The following is an 18,537-nucleotide window of genomic DNA, read 5'->3' as shown; positions in this document are numbered from 1 at the left end:
GAAGTTGGATAGTTTTATTTTAAATTAATTTTTACAACATTAACTATTAGTTTTGTTATATTTCTTTATGTAGATTTGTAACAATAAAACTATCGTACCATGAAACCTGATTTATTTCAAGCCCCGGATTATTACAATCTTGATGATTTACTAACAGATGAACACAAACTGGTTCGCGAGTCTGCACGTGCATGGGTTAAAAGGGAAGTTTCTCCTATTATTGAAGAATATGCTCAAAAAGCCGAATTTCCAAAACAGATTATAAAAGGCCTTGGAGAAATTGGCGGATTTGGTCCTTACATTCCGATTGAATATGGAGGTGCGGGATTAGACCAGATTTCATACGGTTTGATTATGCAGGAAATTGAGCGCGGAGATTCCGGCGTACGATCTACCTCATCAGTACAATCTTCTTTAGTAATGTATCCTATCTGGAAATACGGAAATGAAGAACAACGAATGAAATATTTACCCAAACTGGCAACTGGTGAATTTATGGGCTGTTTTGGTTTAACCGAGCCGGATCACGGTTCTGATCCCGGAAGTATGATTACCAATTTCAAGGATATGGGAGACCATTATCTTTTAAATGGTGCCAAAATGTGGATTTCGAATGCTCCGTTTGCAGATATTGCGGTAGTTTGGGCTAAAAATGAAGAAGGCAGAATTCATGGATTAATCGTAGAACGCGGTATGGAAGGATTTTCAACTCCCGAAACTCATAACAAATGGTCACTTCGTGCATCATCTACCGGTGAACTGATTTTTGACAACGTAAAAGTTCCTAAAGAGAACTTATTGCCTAATAAATCCGGATTAGGCGCACCTCTTGGCTGTTTAGATTCGGCACGTTACGGAATTGCCTGGGGAGCGATTGGTGCTGCAATGGACTGTTACGACACAGCTTTACGTTATGCCAAAGAAAGAATCCAGTTTGGAAAACCTATCGGAGGAACGCAATTACAGCAAAAAAAATTAGCCGAAATGATTACCGAAATCACTAAAGCGCAATTATTAACCTGGCGTTTAGGAGTTTTAAGAAACGAAGGAAAAGCAACTACCGCACAAATCTCGATGGCAAAAAGAAATAATGTCGACATGGCGATTCATATTGCACGTGAAGCCAGACAAATGTTAGGCGGAATGGGAATTACAGGCGAATATTCGATAATGCGACACATGATGAATCTGGAAAGCGTGATTACTTATGAAGGTACTCACGACATTCACTTATTGATAACCGGAATGGATGTAACCGGAATTTCAGCATTCAAATAATAAGTCTCTATTAAAATATATTGAAAATCAATACAAAAAGCTTCTTCTAATCGGGAAGCTTTTTTATATTTACAAAAAATACCACCTTTTATGAATATTGAAACCATCAACAATCGCATTCAGCCTCAAAAGGATGTGCTTTTGCAGCATTCTTTGTATAATAAAATTCAAAGCATTGATGACTTACACCGTTTTTTAGAAAGTCATGTTTTTGCAGTGTGGGACTTTATGTCATTATTGAAGGCTTTGCAGGCTAAACTTACCTGTACAACTACACCTTGGTTTCCAACAAAAAATCCTGAAACCAGATATTTAATCAACGAAATTGTTCTTGCTGAAGAAACTGATTTGACTATTGACGGAAGAAGGCAAAGCCATTACGAAATGTATCTTGAGGCTATGGAAGATTGTGGTGCTGATACTACAGGAATCAACAAGTTTTTATCTGAAGTAAATTCGCTGCATAATATTTTTGTTGCCATAAAACAAAGTTCATTGCATCCGGATATTAAATCATTTTTAGATTTCACCTTTCGGGTTATTGAACAAGGAAAGCCTCATGAAATTGCTGCTGCGTTTACTTTTGGAAGAGAAGATTTAATTCCAAGTATGTTTACGGAAATCCTGAAAAACTTTCAAAAAAACCTGCCTGAAACTGATTTAAGCAAGTTACTTTATTATTTCGAAAGACATATTGAATTGGATGCAGATGAGCACGGACCAATGGCCATGCAAATGATTACGGATTTATGCGAAGATGATGCTCAAAAATGGTCAGATGTGGAAGAAGTTTCCATTTTGGCTTTAGAAAAACGCATCGGACTCTGGAATGCCATTGAAGAAGAAATTCTTATGAAAACTGAGATGGTTTAAAACCAAAATACACCTTTTAACGTAACTATTTGTTTAAAGAAGTCCGAATCTAATTTTAAACAAATTATGAAACCACATTTTAAACAAATAGTTGTCGTTATTCTATCCATATTCCTTTTAAGCTGCAGTACAGAAGAAACACCTTCAGAAACGGCTGTTACGCGCGAGCCTGTTACGCCTCCAACAACAGTCCCGAACCCGGAAATTCCAACTGTACCAATTGCTAAATCAATAAACTATTTAGCCTTAGGCGACAGTTATACTATTGGTCAAAGCGTCTGCGAAACCTGCCGATTTCCCGAACAGCTCAAAACGAGCTTAAAAATGTTTTATACCGATACTAACCTTTCATTAAAAGTAATTGCCACTACAGGCTGGACTACCACAAATTTAATTTCAGCCATAAACACTCAGAAACCCGAATCAAATTATGATTTGGTTACTTTATTAATTGGGGTTAACAATCAATATCAGGGAAGAGATTTTTCGCTGTATGAAAAAGAATTTCCGGAATTAGCAACCAAAGCAATTTCATTGGCAAAAGGCGATAAAAAAAACGTAATCGTAGTTTCGATTCCTGACTATGCTTACACCCCTTATGCTAAAAATTTAAGCGATAGCCAAAAAACAAAAATCTCCACAGAAATAAATCAGTACAACGCCTTTGCTGAGAATTATTGCAAGGCAAATGCAATAGTTTTTGTAAACATTACTGACATTACCAGACAAGGACTGAGCAATCCAAATTTAGTTGCTTCAGATGGCTTACATCCTTCGGAATCTGCTTATGCTGCGTTTGTTGAACGTATTTTACCTAAAGTCAAAATAGCATTGCAGGATTAGATATTTATTAATTTTAGGAAGCAGACAATCTGTTTCCAAAACACCTTTAGTCCCGCTATCCATTTTATCTTTTGTGGCGAAACCCGCCACAAAAGGATATCATTTCTATTGGGGCTTATATAGAAATTCTATTCATTAATTTACAAATAATCATTTATACTTTTAATGATATATCTGAAAAAGCAAAAACTCCCATCATCGACGGGAGTTTGAGAATTAAAATTGCAATCCTTATTATAAATTAGTTCCTTTCAAACACTAAATAGTCTGAAGGTCCATCATCATCTATATCAGCAACTTCAACCTTTGTATCACTAATGCTAATAATATCCCAATCTTCGTTAAGAATTCTAAAACTTTGCGGGTTGGCAAAATAAAGATTCAGATCCAGATCTGTATCCGGCGGCGTATCGCGTTCATCATCTGATGTAACCGACCATGATCCTGAATAGCTTTGGTCATTTCCGTTTACAGCTAATACATTTCCATTGCTAAAAGTAAAGTTATAGCCGGCAAAATCGGCAGTTTTGTTAACTCCGCGATCTTCAAATTTTGTAACTCTCCAGGTACCAACTGAAAGAACAGAAGTCGCAGGCGTAGGATCTGTATTAAGTGATTTGTCATCTTCATTGTCACAAGAAGTGGTTAAAACACTTACAGCTAAAAGGGCTAATGCAAAAATTTTTTTTGTCATGATAAAATAATTTAATTTAATATTCTGTTTTTTTTAAATTCACAAAGACTGTTTCGTTGTCTTTGCGTGCTTCTGTATCTATAACCCCTGGCTTATTCTCATCCCTACCAAAAAATATTATTTTTTTTTCATCGGTAATAAAAATCGTTACGAAAGCCTTTTAAATAGTGGAAATCTCTTTAGACTTATCAGGCAAATTAATTATTGAATTCGTTTTATTAAACAAAGCTAATCAGCGTTCCCTTATCTTTGCATCTCAATTTAACCCCCAATTTATACCAGCATCCCAACCCAAAAATATTTATTTAATTTTCTGGTAGGGATTTAACCGGACCGGAGGTTATAGGTATATCAAGGATACATTTATGTCTAAAAAAGAAATTTACAATACCTGCAGCGAAAATCATTTTTCCCTATTTTTTAAAAGCCACGAAAGAGCGCTCCGTAATTTTCTATACTATAAATTTGGCAACGAAGAACAGGCGTATGATACTGCACAGGAAGCTTTTATCAAATTATGGCAAAACTGCAGCAGTGTTCCATGGGAAAAGGCAAAATCTTATCTCTACACGGTAGCATTTAACAAATCGCTAAAAGTGGTCGCCCATCAAAAAGTAGTTCTTAACTATGTGCAGCAATCACAGCCTGTTATAGCGACCAACGAAAGCCCTGAGTTTGTATTGGAAGAAGAACAATTCAGACAAAAACTGTTAAAAGCAATTGATGATCTTAACGAAACACAAAAAGTAGCGTTTTTAATGCACCGTATTGATAAGATTCCTCAAAAAGAAATTGCAGCCACATTAGGAATTAGCGTAAAAGCAGTAGAAAAAAGGCTTCATCTGGCCATGCTTGCCTTAAAGAAAAACATAGAAAATTTCAGGTAACTGAAAACAAAAAATAGTACGTTATGAAAGAGGATCATTATTTATCACGTTTGCTTAGCAATGATTTGTCTGAAGAAGAAAAACAGGCTTTGGGCAAAGATATTGACTGGCAAATGTTTGAAAAAATAAAAGAACATTCCGCACAACTGAGTGTATTGCAGAGAGAACCAGGTAATATGCTGCAAACCGTTTTAGCCGCGCCTAAAAAGAAATCATTGTTCCAAAAGCATTCTTTTCAATGGATAGCGGCGGCGGCAATGCTGCTATTATTCACAGGAATTGGATTTTTATTCTTAAAAGATTCCAAAACATCCATTTATGCAGCCAGAGGAACAGAGAAAGCATTTTTATTGCCCGACGGATCTCAGGTCAGCCTGAATTCTGATTCGGAAATCAATTTTGATAAATCAGACTGGAAAGAAAACCGAACGCTTAGTCTAACAGGAGAAGCCTATTTTAAAGTTGTAAAAGGGAGTAAATTCAGTGTCATAACACCAAACGGAATGGTTCAGGTTTTAGGAACACAATTTAATGTGCGGTCACGCAGCAAGAGAATGGATGTAGCCTGTTATGAAGGCAAGGTAAGGGTTAGTGAAAAAAATAAGGAAGAAATAGTTACCCCTGGCAAAATAGTTACCATAAATAAAGGCAGCTGGCTTGTAAACAAAGTAAATGTAAGCCAGCCTGAATGGACAGCCAATCAAATTGTTTTTCGTGCTGATTTGTTCAATGAAGTTACTGCTGAATTAGAACGCAAATATAATGTTACAATTAAAGCAAATAAAGTGCACACCAACAAAGAATATACTGGAACTGTACCCGCAGATAATTTAGATATAGCCCTCCAGATTATTGAAGAGACCTTTAACCTTAAGAGAACCCAACTCGCAAATGGCAGTTATGAATTAATGAATAAGTAAAAATTGTCTAAAAAAGCTTTATTATTATGTGTCTTATTTTTAACCTGTTGGATATCAAATGCCCAGCAGGACAGGACTCGCATATCTTTACGCGAAGCTTTACAATCTATTGAGTCCAGATACCATATAAAGTTTAATTATATTGAGCACGATATTGCAAATGCAACGGTTACTGCTATCCCTCAGGGCAGTACACAGGAAATCATTGCCAAACTTGCCTTAGAAACAGGCCTTGTTTTTAATCGCATTTCTGATCATTATATTGTTATCAAACCGGCAAAGGTCAAATCTTCACAATTGTGCGGCCTTTTATTAGATGCCGATACAAAAGAACCCATTCCCTTTGCTACGATAGCATTAGGGCCGAAACAATCCACACAATCAGATGCAGAGGGTCGTTTTTGTTTCTTTAGTTCCAATGACAAAAACCTGCACATCTCGCATGTAGGTTACAATGATAAAACCGTAGCGATAAGCAACTTTGCAAAAGAAGGAACAACTACAATTGAACTGTCTGTTCATATCGCCCAGCTCTCTGAAGTACAGATTATGCATTTATTAACACGCGGTATTAAAAAAGATGGAGATGGAAGCTACAAAATCGAATCTAAAAATACCGGGATACTTCCGGGCATGACAGAACCGGATGTGTTTCAGACCATTCAGCAATTACCCGGTGCCGTAAGCCTTGATGAAACCGTTTCAAACATCAGTTTCCGAGGAGGCACACACGACCAGAACCTGTTTCTTTGGAATGGTATACGATTGTACCAGACAGGACATTTTTTTGGTCTAATCTCTGCCTTAAATCCGAATCTTTCGCAGTCCTTTACTGTCTATAAAAATGCAAGTCCTGCTCAATACGGACAGGCAGTATCCGGCACCGTAATTATAGAAACGCTGCCTGAATCAGGCGATTTCTACGAAAGTTCCTTAGGTATCAATATGCTGAATATCGATTTCAATACTTCATTTAAAACTTCCGAAAAGGCAGACTGGCAATTTAGCGCCCGAAGATCCATAACCGATTATTTTGCTTCGCCCACATATAAGAGTTATTTTAAACGTATTTTCCAGAATACTAAAATCACCAACTTGTTTATTGATGAGGATATCGATTATAAAAGTTCCGAGGATTTCTATTTCTATGACATTACCGGTCAGTACAGGCAAAAAATAGGCAAGCGTTCCGAACTTCGGATAAATTCCATCCTAATCTCCAACGAACTTAACGTTAACCAAAGTATTGCAGACAGTAATGGACCTATCGATGAAAGAAGCAAACTGGACCAGCAGACAATAGCCGGAAATGCCTGTTTTTCTACCAAATGGGAATCGGGTGATGCAACTGAATTAACATTGCATTACACCAATTACAGTATTGATTCACGTGATATGTTTATAGAAAGTAACCGAATTCTTAAACAGGAGAATAGAATACTGGATAAAGGCCTCCGAATACATCACAGCATTGCAGGAAGCAAAAATTTCTCACTCCAGCTGGGCTATCAGCTTAATCATACGAATATTGACAACACCAATAACGATAATACTTTTGAACTTCAAAACAGTAAAGAACATCTCCTCTCCCACGCTGTGTATGCTCAGGCTGATACAAACTATAAGCAATTTTTCCTGACTGCCGGGATCCGCCAAAATTATTTTCAAACCCTTCATACCTTTCGCACAGAACCCCGTTTTTTAATACGTTACAATCTTACTGAAGATTTTGCATTGGAATTACAGGGCGAAATGAAAAGCCAGACGACACAACAGATTGTTGATTTTCAGGAAAATTTCTTTGGTCTGGAAAAAAGAAGATGGACACTTTCTAACGGCGATAATCTTCCGGTTACCAAAAGTTCACAGCTCTCCTTTGCAGCACACTTCCAAAAGCGTAAATGGTTGTTTACTGCAGAGCCCTTTATTAAAAAAGTAAGCGGGATCAATAGTATAAGCCAGGGATTTCAGGGAGAGTTTGAGTTTGCCAATACTTTGGGAAAATATACCGTTTATGGTATCGAAACGCTCGTACAAAAACAATGGCGCAATTTTACCGGCTGGGTAACCTACCAGTACAACAATAATGAATATGAGTTTGACCGCTTACACGATCAGGACTTTACAAGCAATCAGGAAGTTCCACATGCGGTTAGAAGTGGATTTATTTACGACAACAAACGCTGGCAATTTGCCTTAGGAGGAAGCTGGATGTCAGGCAGATTCTACACTCAGCCTGCTTCCCGTGTTCCGGAATTTGATGAAAACCAAAATCCAATGATTGTATATCGAAACCCAAACAGCAGCCAGCTCAATGACTATTTACAGCTGAATGCCTCAATAAGTTTCACCAGTAAGCTATCGGAGAAGATGAAATGCAAGGCTGGAATTTCTGTACAAAACCTTCTTGATTCCTCAGAAACCATAAACCGAAGCTACCGAATCAACTCACAAAACTCAACCATCGAAGAGGTAAATATCAATGCCCTGGAAAATACATTTAATGCTTTTGTACGAGTTTACTTTTTGTAATTTCGATGATTGCCATGTTTTTTATCTGGAAAACAGGTGTAAAATTACTGTCTATTGTCAAAAAGTGTTTCTTGAAGTAATTTGGAAAATGATTATTTCATACCCAATTCTCTTTTTGTTTTAAAATTTAAGAAGCAGAAAATATGTTTTCAAAACACCATTAGTCCCGCTATCCATTTTATCTTTTGTAATCTCGTAAAAAAAACGAGACCACAAAAGGATATCATTTCTATCGGGGCTAAATTAGAGGTTTGGGTTTCCTATTTATAATTTTCAAAATCAACTTCAACTTTTTCAAACAAAACTGAATGCTCTAAAATCGAATTGATACGATGCAAACCCTCCTGATTATTTTCGGCCATGATAAAAGCAAAACCCCAGATATCTTTTGAAATTGTAAACTGCCCGGCATCAGAATCAAAAGTCATTAAAACTTCATTGTTCATCCATAAATCAAGAATATCGATCATTTTTGGCCGGATTTCGGCAATTGCATTTAGAAAATCCGAATTGAAAGTTTCATTTTCTGCACCATCAAAAATAGCAATCAAAAGATCTTTGGACTGATAACCCGGTCGAAAATGATAACTGTATCTTTTATTCATTGTTCAGAATTATTTAAAATGCACGAAAAGAAACACAAGATGTACTTCGCAGGCATGTAATAAGACAACAAAATACAAAAACCATTTTATTATATCTGAAATCCAACATAAATTCTATCGTAACGTAAATGAAAAATGTATCTCTATTTTCGGAAATAAGGCTGCAGTTCAAAGAAATGATTCCTAAAAACGAGTATCTATATTGAGGCATTTAACAAATAATTTCTGTTTCATAAATTTTATATAGTTAAATCTTTATGATAACAGATATACTTTTTTGACAAGCTTAAAAAAACATAACTTTCATTTAATCAATATTTTGACTTTTAAAAAATATCATTAATAACTACTTTTTTTCCACTCAAAATAATTACGGTTGGATTATGAACTTTCTTAGCAAATGAAATTTCAGGTTTTAAATCTGATTTCATTTACTAACTAAATACCATAACCATGAAACAAAAATTACTTTTACTAGTAAGTTTATGCCTGGGCTTTTTCCAGATTAATGCACAGACTTTAGATCAGAAAATGTACATTGACTTTGGTCCCACCGGAGGAACAGGTGGAGGAATAACCGCAAATCCGGATGCTAATGCGAACTATTGGAACAATGCTACAAACGGAGCTTTGGCAGCGAGTCTTTCCCTGGTCAATTCCGCAAACGCAAACACAGGTTATACCATGACGGTTACAGATAATTTTGTAATCAATACCGCTAATAATTATGGACCGACAGCGCCTACACAAGCCAATTTAGGAGATCTGGCAATTGGCTCAGCAACACAGGATTATTTTTATCTGGAAACCGGAGGTTCAGCCAACACGACAGGACAGCTTACGATTTCAAACCTGAATCCTTCAAAGAGCTATAAGTTCAACATCTTCGGGTCAAGGCCTACAAACGCTGTAAGGGTTTCAGGATATGCATTTGCAGGAGCAAATACCTTTACCGGACAATTACAAACGAGTGACGGAGGAACAGGAAACCTGAATACAATTCTTGCTACTCCCCTGCTTACGCCAAATGCATCCGGAGTAATAACAATTAACATGTCAATTATCTCAGGAGGATTTGCCTATCTCAACTGCATGCGTATTGAGGAATATTCAGCCTCAAATGTTAACATCACCGGACTTACTGTAAATGGAAATGATATTAATGTCAGCGGACAAACCTCACAAATGTCGGTTGCCGTTACGCCATCAAATGCAACGATTACCAATGTAAACTGGTCAGTAGACAATATCAATGTTGCTACAATAAGCACAAATGGCCTTCTTACGCCCATTACAAACGGAACCGTTACCGTAACAGCGACAAGCACTCAGAATTCTGGAGTTTCGAATTCAAAAACAATTACTGTTTCCAACCAGAGAACGGCACTTTATTTCTCCGGAACAGCGACGGAAAATGGGACGAACATCGCGACGGCAATTCCAATGAAGATGGTTACCGGAACGTCCGGAGCGGTTTCAAATGTGTATGAGATTTATACTTCATTAAAGGCTTCAGGAACATTTAATTTCTATACTTCGCAGGATATTTCAGGAGCTGTTTACGGAAGTAATTCGGCAGGAACACTAACATTAAATGCACCTGCGATTGATCCCGCAGAAACTGGTCCGGTTCTTATTACGGTGAATCTTAACACCAATACCTACACGATTCTTCCAATCAACTGGAGCGTTGTGGGAAGTACAATTACCAATAGCTGGGACGGTGACGAGCCTCTAAGCTATAAGGGAAATGGAATCTGGTCAGCAACTTTAAATATGAATGTTGTAAATACTGATACAAGTCCGCGTTTTGTATTCAAGGCAAATGCATCGTGGAATTATATTCTGAAAAAGGTACAAAATTCGGCAAATAGTGTTATAATGGAATCACAAGCCACAACCTACAACATTCCGGTTCAGGATATTGGATTAGGGTACAATACTTTCGTGATTACATTAAACTTAAGAAATTATACGTACGACATTCAGTGTACACAAATTGACAATCTTAAGATTTCAGTTATGGGTTCATCAGTTTCCAATGGTCAGGGTGCGACTTCTAACCAGGGTTATGCATACAAATACGGCCAGCTTCTTAACAGCAGGTTCACATCTGGAGACGGGCTAAACTGGTCGACTTCTAACCTTGCTGTAAATGGAAACAACACCGTTGCTGTTTTAAACAGATGGGAAAAAGATCTGATAGGAAACTGCAGCAAATATGTTATTTATGCTCTTTCTCTTGGTAACGAAGGTATTCACGAAAACGGTCAGCCAAGCTATGACCAATTCAGGGATAATATGCTTCTGCTGATTGACAAAGCAATTCAAAACGGTAAGATTCCGGTTATCATGAACAACTATACAAGAGCAGATTACAATACTGCGGATTATAACTATATCAAACAGATTAATATGCTGATTCACCAATGGAATGCTCCAAGTGTTAATATGCTTGGTGCAATAGACAATGGCGCAGGACAATGGGCAACAGGTTACAAGAGTGATGACTTACATCCAAATGATGCCGGACATACTGAGTTTTTCTACGCAATGGTTCCGTCATTATTCGATGCTTTGGATCAGTCAAAACCACAACCGCAAATCACTACTGCAACAACATTAACGATTAACAATGCATCGTCTTATGGTCCTATAAAATTCACGCCGGAGAATATCATTCATCCCTTTACGGTATCGTTTGACGTGAAATTAACTGCTGCAGGAACAATTGCCAGATTTACAACACCAACAACGGCAGTCGGAACATTAGCAGTAAATGCTAACGGAACTGTAACGTATACATCGCCTTCTGGAAATACCATTACCAGCTCTGCAGTAGTAAACAACAATCAATGGCACAAAATTACGCTGACCCATTTTTATGCCCGTGGAAAATCATTTTTGTATACAGACAACACACTTTCAGGATCATTGGATGAAAATCTGGAAGCAAAAACATTCTCGATAAATCCGGCTAATGCTCCTGTGGCATTGCAATACAGAAACTGGTTTTTCTACCGTTCGGGAATGAATGCAGAAGAAATTACCGCCCTGAACAACAGTCAAATGCTGAAATCCAGTTTGGAATTATACGCTCCTTTAGACGGAACAAATGCAACACCATTTACCAATCTTGCCCAAAGCACGAATACTATTGACAGTTCGGGTTTTACGCTTGGTAATCCCGAATTCCATTTGAAATCGGAAGTGCAATACATAAATCCGGTAAAGGAAGTACTGACAATCCATCCGGGCAATATAACTATTGAAAAATTAGAATTGTATAGCCCAACCGGAATACTTGTAAAATCGGTTAAGAACTCCAATTCGATAAACACTCATTCGCTGTCTTCAGGCATCTATTTTGTGAAGATTTATTCGGATAAAGGCAATACAACCATCAAAATAATTAAAGAATAGTAACTTTATAATTCAGTTAAAAAAAGGGAGTCATTGTACTTCCTTTTTTTTATTATAGCCTATTTTTATAGTTCAAAAAGTAAAAAAAATTAACTTTGAAAAGTTTAAAACAAATAGACTTTCTGACTCAATAACCACATCATGAAATACAAATCACTCTTTGCCCTTATCCTGATTCTTGCGCTGAATACCGGTTATGCTAACAGCGAAGTAGATTCTTTGATAAACGTACTTCAAAAAGAAATCAGTAACAGCAAAATATATATAAAAACGAAGGAAGATAAAATCGCAAATCTAAAATCATTGCTGACAGATGAAAAAGCGAGTTTAAACAATCAGTACTTTATAATCAACAAAATAATTGACGAATACCAATATTACAGTTTTGACAGGGCACTACTTTTCACTGAAAAAAATCTTGATATAGCGAAGAAACTTAAGGATAAATACAAGATATCTGAATCACAATTAAAGTTAAGCAGACTTCTTGTTGATTCAGGGCGATACAAGGAAGCACTGGATATTCTCAAAGATATCAAACGCTCCAATCTCAACGACAATTTACTGAATATTTACTATTTCAATCAGAAAGAAGCCTATTCGGGCCTGAATTTTTACACGATGGTAAAAATCAACAAAAACGAATACAGAGAACTTTATTATAAATATGAGGATTCACTTTCTAAAAGAATTGCTCTTAGTTCTGCAGAAAGCATGGCGCTTCTGGAAAAGAAATATCGTGATGAGAGAAAGCTGCCTAAAGCATTGGAAATAAATACGCAACGCCTGAAAAACACAAAGATTGGCACCAGAGAATATTCTATGGTAACATTTGAACGATCCATACTTTATGAGCTTCTTTCTGATGTTGATAATCAGAAGAAGTTTTTAATACTTTCTGCCATTTCAGACATAAAATCAAACGTAAAGGATAATGCCTCCTTATCTAATCTGGCCATGATTTTATATTCTGAAAAGGATATTGACCAGGCACATCAATTCATTTCCTTCTCTATGGAAGATGCGAAGTTCTACAACTCGCAATTGCGGTATGTTAACATTTCCAACGTCCTGACATCTATTACAAAAGCGTATGATTTAAGAAGCAGCGAACAAAAATTCAAATTAAAAACTTTCCTTATTTTAATAAGTTTACTGGGATTGCTATTGCTGGCAGTCGTTGTATATGTGTACAAACAAAAAAACAAAATTTCTCTTGCCCGAAACAATTTAAAAGAAGCTAATGAACAACTGAATTCATTAAACAAAGAACTGAATATCAAAAATGATGATTTGAATAATCTCTACATGCTGTTATCTAAGTCTAATGATATAAAAGTGCATTATATTGGAACTTTCTTAAACTTATACTCTGAATACATTGACAAACTGGATGTGTATCGAAAGCTGGTTACCAAATATATCACAGCCAACAAGTCCCGCGATTTATTAGATTTAACCAAATCTAAACAGGTAATTGATACTGAATTAAAATTATTCTATAAAAACTTCGATGAATCTTTCCTACAGATCTATCCCAACTTTATTACAGAATTCAATAAATTATTAAAAGAAGAAGATCAAATCGTATTAAAGAACAATGATGAGATCTTAAACACCGAATTAAGGATTTATGCCCTCATCAGATTGGGTATTACTAATAGTTCTAAAATATCAAAAATATTACGTTACTCGGTCAACACTATTTATAATTTCAGGGTTAAAATTAAGAATAGCGCTATCAACAGAGAAGAATTTGAGAATCAGGTAAAAAAAATAGCCTAAAATTATTACATTAACATTCTATTAACCTGTTGAGAAGTCAAAAAAAGTATACTTTTAACCACTTATTTTTTTACAATAAAATTACTCAAAGCATTGTTAAACAGTTTTTTAAATAAAAAAAACCAACTCAAAAATCCACTTTTTAATTACCACCTAAATTCATCAGCACTAACAATATGTATTTTTGGAATTGTAATAACTAAATGATTTAGTTAACATAAAACTAACAGTTCTACAACCGAATTTTACACATTATTTTTATGAATTTAACCACCCAAAAAATTAAATTTTTATCTGTATTATTTACATTGGTAAGCTTTACGATGTCTTCACAGGAAAAGACAGTTAAAGGCACAGTTAAAGATGAAACTGGAATGCCGATTCCCGGCGCTTCTGTCCTGATTAAAAACACTCAGTTTGGAGCAAGAACCGATGTCGACGGAAGCTATGCACTAAAAGTTGATGACAAAAATGCCATTTTAGTTTTCTCCTATATTGGAATGAAAACTATAGAAATACCCGTAAATGGTAAAAACGTAGTAAACATCAATCTTGTTGAGAATATTGAAAAATTAAACGATGTGGTTGTTATTGGTTACGGAACACAAAAGAAGAAGGACCTAACAGGCTCCGTATCGCTAATTAAAAGTGATGATTTAAAAAACAGAACCAACACGCAAATTGGAAATTTAATTCAGGGACAGGCAACCGGAGTCCAGGTATTAAACAGTTCCGGAAAACCCGGGCAGGGATTAAGTATCCGCATCAGAGGTACAAGTTCAATATTATCAGGCAGCGAACCTTTATATGTGGTTGACGGTGTACCAACAACTGACACAAGATCAATAAATCCGGCAGACGTAGAAAGCATCACAATTCTTAAAGATGCGGCTTCTGCAGCAATTTATGGAGCAAGTGGTGCCAATGGTGTTGTATTACTTACCACTAAAAAAGGAACTTCATCTAAACCAAGAATTACGTACGAAACCTATACAGGATTTTCTCAGGCATGGAAAACATTACCGGTTTTAAATGGAGAACAATACAGGGATTTAGTAGAAGAATTAGGCCTTACAACGAACTGGAACCTTTATAACAAAAATACAGACTGGCAAAAAGAAATCTTCCAGACAGGTAATTCAACCAGTCATCAAATGTCAATTGCAGGAAAAAGCAATGATACCAATTACTACCTTTCAGCAGGTTATTTATCTCAGGATGGAGCAGTAAGAAGCTCAGAAATGAAACGTATAAATTATAAAATCAATTTAGACCAAAAGATAAACAACTGGCTTTCTGCAGGAACCAGAATTTCCTATACCAAATATTCGGATGTTGATATTAAAGACAACACCAGTGTAAATTCCGGCGGTGTACTTCTTGGATCATTAACTACACCATCGGTAATAGGGATTTATAATGCAGACGGAAGTTTCACAAATAATCCATTCCAAAACTGGGAAAATCCATATGCCAGTACAGATGGTTTAGACAGAGGTTATAAAAGCACCCGATTTTTAGCTAATCTGTTTTTGCAGGCTAAACTTTCAAAGGATTTGACTTTCAAAACAAATTACGGAATAGATAATTCAAGCGGAGTTTATGAATCGTTCCTTGACCCATTTAGAACCGGTTACGGAAAAGCACTTAAAGGACAGGCAATCAGAAATTCAAACCAAACTGATTATTTCATCTTTGACAACACGCTGACTTACGCAAAAACACTGAAAAAGCATAAATTCGATGCCTTGCTTGGAACTGTAATGCAGAAATTTGAATATGAAAATTCCAGTATTGAAACCCGAAATTTTGCAAGTGCATCAATAAAAACACCTAATAACGGTTCTGAGCTTTTTGCCGCAAAAGCAGACAAATCTGAAAAATCAAACACGGCATTTATCAGCAGGGTAAATTATAGTTTTAATGATAAATATTTATTGACTGCCAACTTTAGAGCTGACGGTTCAAGTGTTTTTGGTCCTAACAACAGATGGGGTTATTTTCCATCCGTTTCTGTGGGGTGGAAAATTTCTAAAGAAAAATTTCTTCAGGACAACAAATACATCAGTGACTTAAAATTAAGAATGAGTTACGGAATTGTAGGTAATGACCAGATTACAAACTATGCTTATTTAGGAAGAATTGGTTCAGGTGCCAACTATCCAATTGGCGGAACAACACAACCAGGTACTTATCCTTCTACAATAGAAAATCTAAGTTTAAAATGGGAAGAATCAACACAGGCAAACGTAGGTGTCGATTTTGAATTATTCAACGGTAGAATACGATTAACGGCTGATGCTTATGCAAAAAAGACAACTGATTTATTACTTAATGCCCCTCTTCCTACAACATCAGGATTTGATAAAGCAATTCAGAATGTTGGAGAAGTCCAAAACAGAGGTTTTGAAGTAGGATTAAAAACAGTAAACTTTGATTCTGCCTTTAAATGGGAATCTGGTTTTAATATCTCCTTTAACAGAAATGAGGTTGGAAATTTGTCCGGAGAAGAATTATATCTGGGAGCAATTTCCGGAAGAGGCGAAGCTGTTTTAGTTAAAAAAGGATTGCCATTGGGAAGTTTCTTCGGATATGTTTTCGGAGGTGTTGATCCGGCTACCGGAAACAGTTATTACATCGATAAAAATGGAGTATCAACTTTTACTCCGTCAGAAGATGACAGAAGAATAATTGGTGATGCCAATCCTGATTTCAATTTCTCGGTAAACAACACTTTTTCTTATAAATCATTAAGCTTACAAGTCTTTCTTGAAGGTTCGTATGGAAATGATATGCTAAATGCAACCCGAATAGAAACAGAAGGTATGATTGATGCAAAAAACCAGAGTACAGCAGTATTAGACCGTTGGAGACAGCCCGGAGATATCACTTATATTCCAAGAGCTTCTTTTGGAAATACGGATAACTCAAGAATTTCTACCCGTTTTATTGAAGATGCCTCCTATTTAAGATTCAAGGCTGTTTCTTTAAGCTACAATTTTAGTAAAAATATCACCGATAAGCTGAATTTAGAAAACTTAAGATTTTACGTAACGGGTGAAAATTTAATAACCATTACCAAATATTCCGGATTTGACCCGGAAGTAAACGCTTTTGGCGGGAGCAATACAGAAAGAGGTATTGACTACGGTACTTATCCGCAATCCAGAACTATAATCTTTGGTTTTAACGTATCATTCTAATAAAACAATCATGAAAAAAATATATATTTTACTTGTAACTGTTTCCCTTTTTTCACTGACATCCTGTGATGATTTTCTGGATTTACAACCCATTTCAGAAGAAACAAGTGCTAATGGTTACAATACAGCAAGTCAGATTGAGGCTGCTTTAACAGGTTCGTATGAATCATTTCAATCTGCCGAATATTACGTTTGGGACAACATTAATTATTCTGATGTAAGAGCAGACAATGCTTATGCCGGAGGAGATAACCCTGAACTTTTTGCAGTTGATAAATTGCTAATTACACCTACAAGTTCAAGACTGTATAAAAACTGGAGCAATCTTTACAATGCGATTTCAAAAGCAAATTTAGTTTTACTAAAAGTGGATGGAGTAAACGATGTAAATTTTACAGAAGAAAGAAGAAAACAAATAAAAGGGGAAGCTTTATTCTTAAGATCTTACCACTACTTTTCATTGGTAAAACTTTGGGGCGGAGTGCCACTTGTTACCAAATACAGTACCTCAGCAGATCCGGCAAGTGTGAAGATTCCAAGAAATACTGTTGATGAAGTATATGCTAAAATAATTGAGGATTTAGAATTAGCCGCAACATTTCTTCCTGACACTTACGGAGATAACGCCGCTGTCAATAAAGCAAGAGCCACTTCAGGAGCAGCACATGCCCTATTGGCAAAAGTCTATGCACAAAAGCCAAATCCGGATTACCAAAAAGTTTTAGACAATATTATAGCATTGGAAAAAAGTACTGCACATTATACTTTAATCAACTATAATAATCTTTTTAGCGGAAGCGATTACAACAATGCCGAATCCATAATCGAAGTACAATATACAGGAGCAAACGAAGGTAATTACGGACCACAATTGCTTTTGCCCCCATCAGTATCGGGAGACAGCTGGAGAAAATTTGTTACTCCTTCTAAAAACTTAATTGCAGCATTTGACGAACAATCAGATAATGTGAGAAAAAATGCTTCTATAAAATACGAATCGGCTCCGTGGGTGGATGAATATTGGGGAAATGCTACGGGTAGTGTAATTCCTTTTGCATACAAATGGAAAAGTGCCAGTGGTTTTGCAAGTACAAACCGTCAGTATTTATTACGATATGGTGATTTGGTTTTATTAAAAGCTGAAGCTTATAATGAATTGAACGATATCGGATCTGCTGCAACTGAAGTTAACCGAATCAGAGAAAGAGTTATACTTCCAAAATTAACTGCTGCCCAGACAAGTTCTAAAGAAGTAATGAGACAAACAATCCTGAAAGAAAGAAGACTGGAATTATTTCAGGAAGGGCACCGTTGGGATGATTTAGCCCGTTTTAATCTATTGGTTACCACCATGAACAGCCTTATCGAAACCGACTTAAGAAACGGAAATCAAATTAACTATAACATGACGACTGCAAAAATCCTGCTTCCGATTCCGCAACAAGAATTAGACAGAAATCCAGCTTTAGTCCCAAATCCACTTTAATAAGATAG

Annotated in this window: 12 protein-coding genes; 10 read left to right on the top strand and 2 right to left on the bottom strand. The window is 36.2% G+C overall.

Annotated elements, in window-relative coordinates; translation table 11 throughout:
* Window positions 1-99: 99 nt before the first annotated feature.
* From DMB68_RS10770 to DMB68_RS10760, 3 genes are all read left to right on the top strand, one after another.
* Window positions 100-1,278, top strand: a complete 1,179-nt coding sequence (locus DMB68_RS10770) for an acyl-CoA dehydrogenase family protein (protein WP_110346684.1) — start codon at window positions 100-102, stop codon at window positions 1,276-1,278.
* 90 nt (window positions 1,279-1,368) lie between these two features.
* On the top strand, window positions 1,369-2,151 hold the full coding sequence (locus tag DMB68_RS10765; RefSeq protein ID WP_110346683.1) for a DUF3050 domain-containing protein: 783 nt from the start codon (window positions 1,369-1,371) through the stop codon (window positions 2,149-2,151).
* A gap of 66 nt (window positions 2,152-2,217) precedes the next feature.
* Window positions 2,218-2,994 (top strand): SGNH/GDSL hydrolase family protein, encoded by a 777-nt coding sequence (locus DMB68_RS10760; protein WP_110346682.1) that lies wholly within the window; start codon window positions 2,218-2,220, stop codon window positions 2,992-2,994.
* Window positions 2,995-3,235: 241 nt separating this feature from the next.
* Here DMB68_RS10760 and DMB68_RS10755 read toward each other — a convergent pair whose 3' ends face one another.
* A complete protein-coding gene (locus DMB68_RS10755) occupies window positions 3,236-3,688 on the bottom strand; it encodes a hypothetical protein (RefSeq protein ID WP_110346681.1) in 453 nt (150 codons plus the stop codon).
* Window positions 3,689-4,053: 365 nt separating this feature from the next.
* Here DMB68_RS10755 and DMB68_RS10750 point away from each other — a divergent pair, with 365 nt between their 5' ends.
* From DMB68_RS10750 to DMB68_RS10740, 3 genes are read left to right on the top strand one after another with little or no spacing between them, the layout of a single operon-like run.
* Window positions 4,054-4,575 carry an RNA polymerase sigma factor gene (locus DMB68_RS10750; RefSeq protein ID WP_110346680.1) on the top strand — a complete coding sequence of 174 codons (522 nt, stop codon included), beginning with the start codon at window positions 4,054-4,056 and terminating at the stop codon, window positions 4,573-4,575.
* A 23-nt stretch (window positions 4,576-4,598) separates the two neighbouring features.
* Entirely contained in the window at window positions 4,599-5,495 is an 897-nt protein-coding gene (locus DMB68_RS10745; RefSeq protein ID WP_110346679.1) for a FecR family protein, read from the top strand.
* Between the two features lie 3 nt (window positions 5,496-5,498).
* The gene (locus tag DMB68_RS10740; protein ID WP_110346678.1) at window positions 5,499-8,027 is read left to right on the top strand and encodes a TonB-dependent receptor; all 2,529 of its coding nucleotides are present in this window, start codon (window positions 5,499-5,501) and stop codon (window positions 8,025-8,027) included.
* 260 nt (window positions 8,028-8,287) lie between these two features.
* Here the strand turns inward: DMB68_RS10740 and DMB68_RS10735 are convergent, their stop codons facing one another.
* Window positions 8,288-8,632: a hypothetical protein gene (locus tag DMB68_RS10735; RefSeq protein WP_110346677.1), complete on the bottom strand. Its 345-nt coding sequence runs from the start codon at window positions 8,630-8,632 to the stop codon at window positions 8,288-8,290.
* Window positions 8,633-9,085: 453 nt separating this feature from the next.
* On the opposite strand from DMB68_RS10735, the gene DMB68_RS10730 reads away from it, so the two are divergent.
* The 4 genes from DMB68_RS10730 to DMB68_RS10715 all read left to right on the top strand — a co-directional run bounded on the left by DMB68_RS10730 (window position 9,086) and on the right by DMB68_RS10715 (window position 18,529).
* Window positions 9,086-12,055 carry a GDSL-type esterase/lipase family protein gene (locus tag DMB68_RS10730; RefSeq protein WP_110346676.1) on the top strand — a complete coding sequence of 990 codons (2,970 nt, stop codon included), beginning with the start codon at window positions 9,086-9,088 and terminating at the stop codon, window positions 12,053-12,055.
* A gap of 141 nt (window positions 12,056-12,196) precedes the next feature.
* Window positions 12,197-13,840: a DUF6377 domain-containing protein gene (locus DMB68_RS10725; protein ID WP_110346675.1), complete on the top strand. Its 1,644-nt coding sequence runs from the start codon at window positions 12,197-12,199 to the stop codon at window positions 13,838-13,840.
* A gap of 260 nt (window positions 13,841-14,100) precedes the next feature.
* Window positions 14,101-17,043 carry a SusC/RagA family TonB-linked outer membrane protein gene (locus tag DMB68_RS10720; protein WP_110346674.1) on the top strand — a complete coding sequence of 981 codons (2,943 nt, stop codon included), beginning with the start codon at window positions 14,101-14,103 and terminating at the stop codon, window positions 17,041-17,043.
* Between the two features lie 10 nt (window positions 17,044-17,053).
* Window positions 17,054-18,529 (top strand): RagB/SusD family nutrient uptake outer membrane protein, encoded by a 1,476-nt coding sequence (locus DMB68_RS10715; RefSeq protein ID WP_110346673.1) that lies wholly within the window; start codon window positions 17,054-17,056, stop codon window positions 18,527-18,529.
* Window positions 18,530-18,537 lie beyond the last annotated feature (8 nt).

The sequence above is a fragment of the Flavobacterium hydrophilum genome, from assembly GCF_003202405.1.
Classification (GTDB): domain Bacteria; phylum Bacteroidota; class Bacteroidia; order Flavobacteriales; family Flavobacteriaceae; genus Flavobacterium; species Flavobacterium hydrophilum.
Note: the sequence above shows the minus strand (reverse complement) of the source record. Positions and strands in the feature narration are given on the sequence as shown.

Excerpts from the sequence above, each read along its gene's own strand:
- DMB68_RS10770 (WP_110346684.1), top strand. The coding sequence starts at position 100 with ATGAAACCTGATTTATTTCAAGCCCCGGATTATTACAATCTTGATGAT.
- DMB68_RS10765 (WP_110346683.1), top strand. The coding sequence starts at position 1,369 with ATGAATATTGAAACCATCAACAATCGCATTCAGCCTCAAAAGGATGTG.
- DMB68_RS10760 (WP_110346682.1), top strand. The coding sequence starts at position 2,218 with ATGAAACCACATTTTAAACAAATAGTTGTCGTTATTCTATCCATATTC.
- DMB68_RS10755 (WP_110346681.1), bottom strand. The coding sequence starts at position 3,688 with ATGACAAAAAAAATTTTTGCATTAGCCCTTTTAGCTGTAAGTGTTTTA.
- DMB68_RS10750 (WP_110346680.1), top strand. The coding sequence starts at position 4,054 with ATGTCTAAAAAAGAAATTTACAATACCTGCAGCGAAAATCATTTTTCC.
- DMB68_RS10745 (WP_110346679.1), top strand. The coding sequence starts at position 4,599 with ATGAAAGAGGATCATTATTTATCACGTTTGCTTAGCAATGATTTGTCT.
- DMB68_RS10735 (WP_110346677.1), bottom strand. The coding sequence starts at position 8,632 with ATGAATAAAAGATACAGTTATCATTTTCGACCGGGTTATCAGTCCAAA.
- DMB68_RS10730 (WP_110346676.1), top strand. The coding sequence starts at position 9,086 with ATGAAACAAAAATTACTTTTACTAGTAAGTTTATGCCTGGGCTTTTTC.
- DMB68_RS10725 (WP_110346675.1), top strand. The coding sequence starts at position 12,197 with ATGAAATACAAATCACTCTTTGCCCTTATCCTGATTCTTGCGCTGAAT.
- DMB68_RS10720 (WP_110346674.1), top strand. The coding sequence starts at position 14,101 with ATGAATTTAACCACCCAAAAAATTAAATTTTTATCTGTATTATTTACA.
- DMB68_RS10715 (WP_110346673.1), top strand. The coding sequence starts at position 17,054 with ATGAAAAAAATATATATTTTACTTGTAACTGTTTCCCTTTTTTCACTG.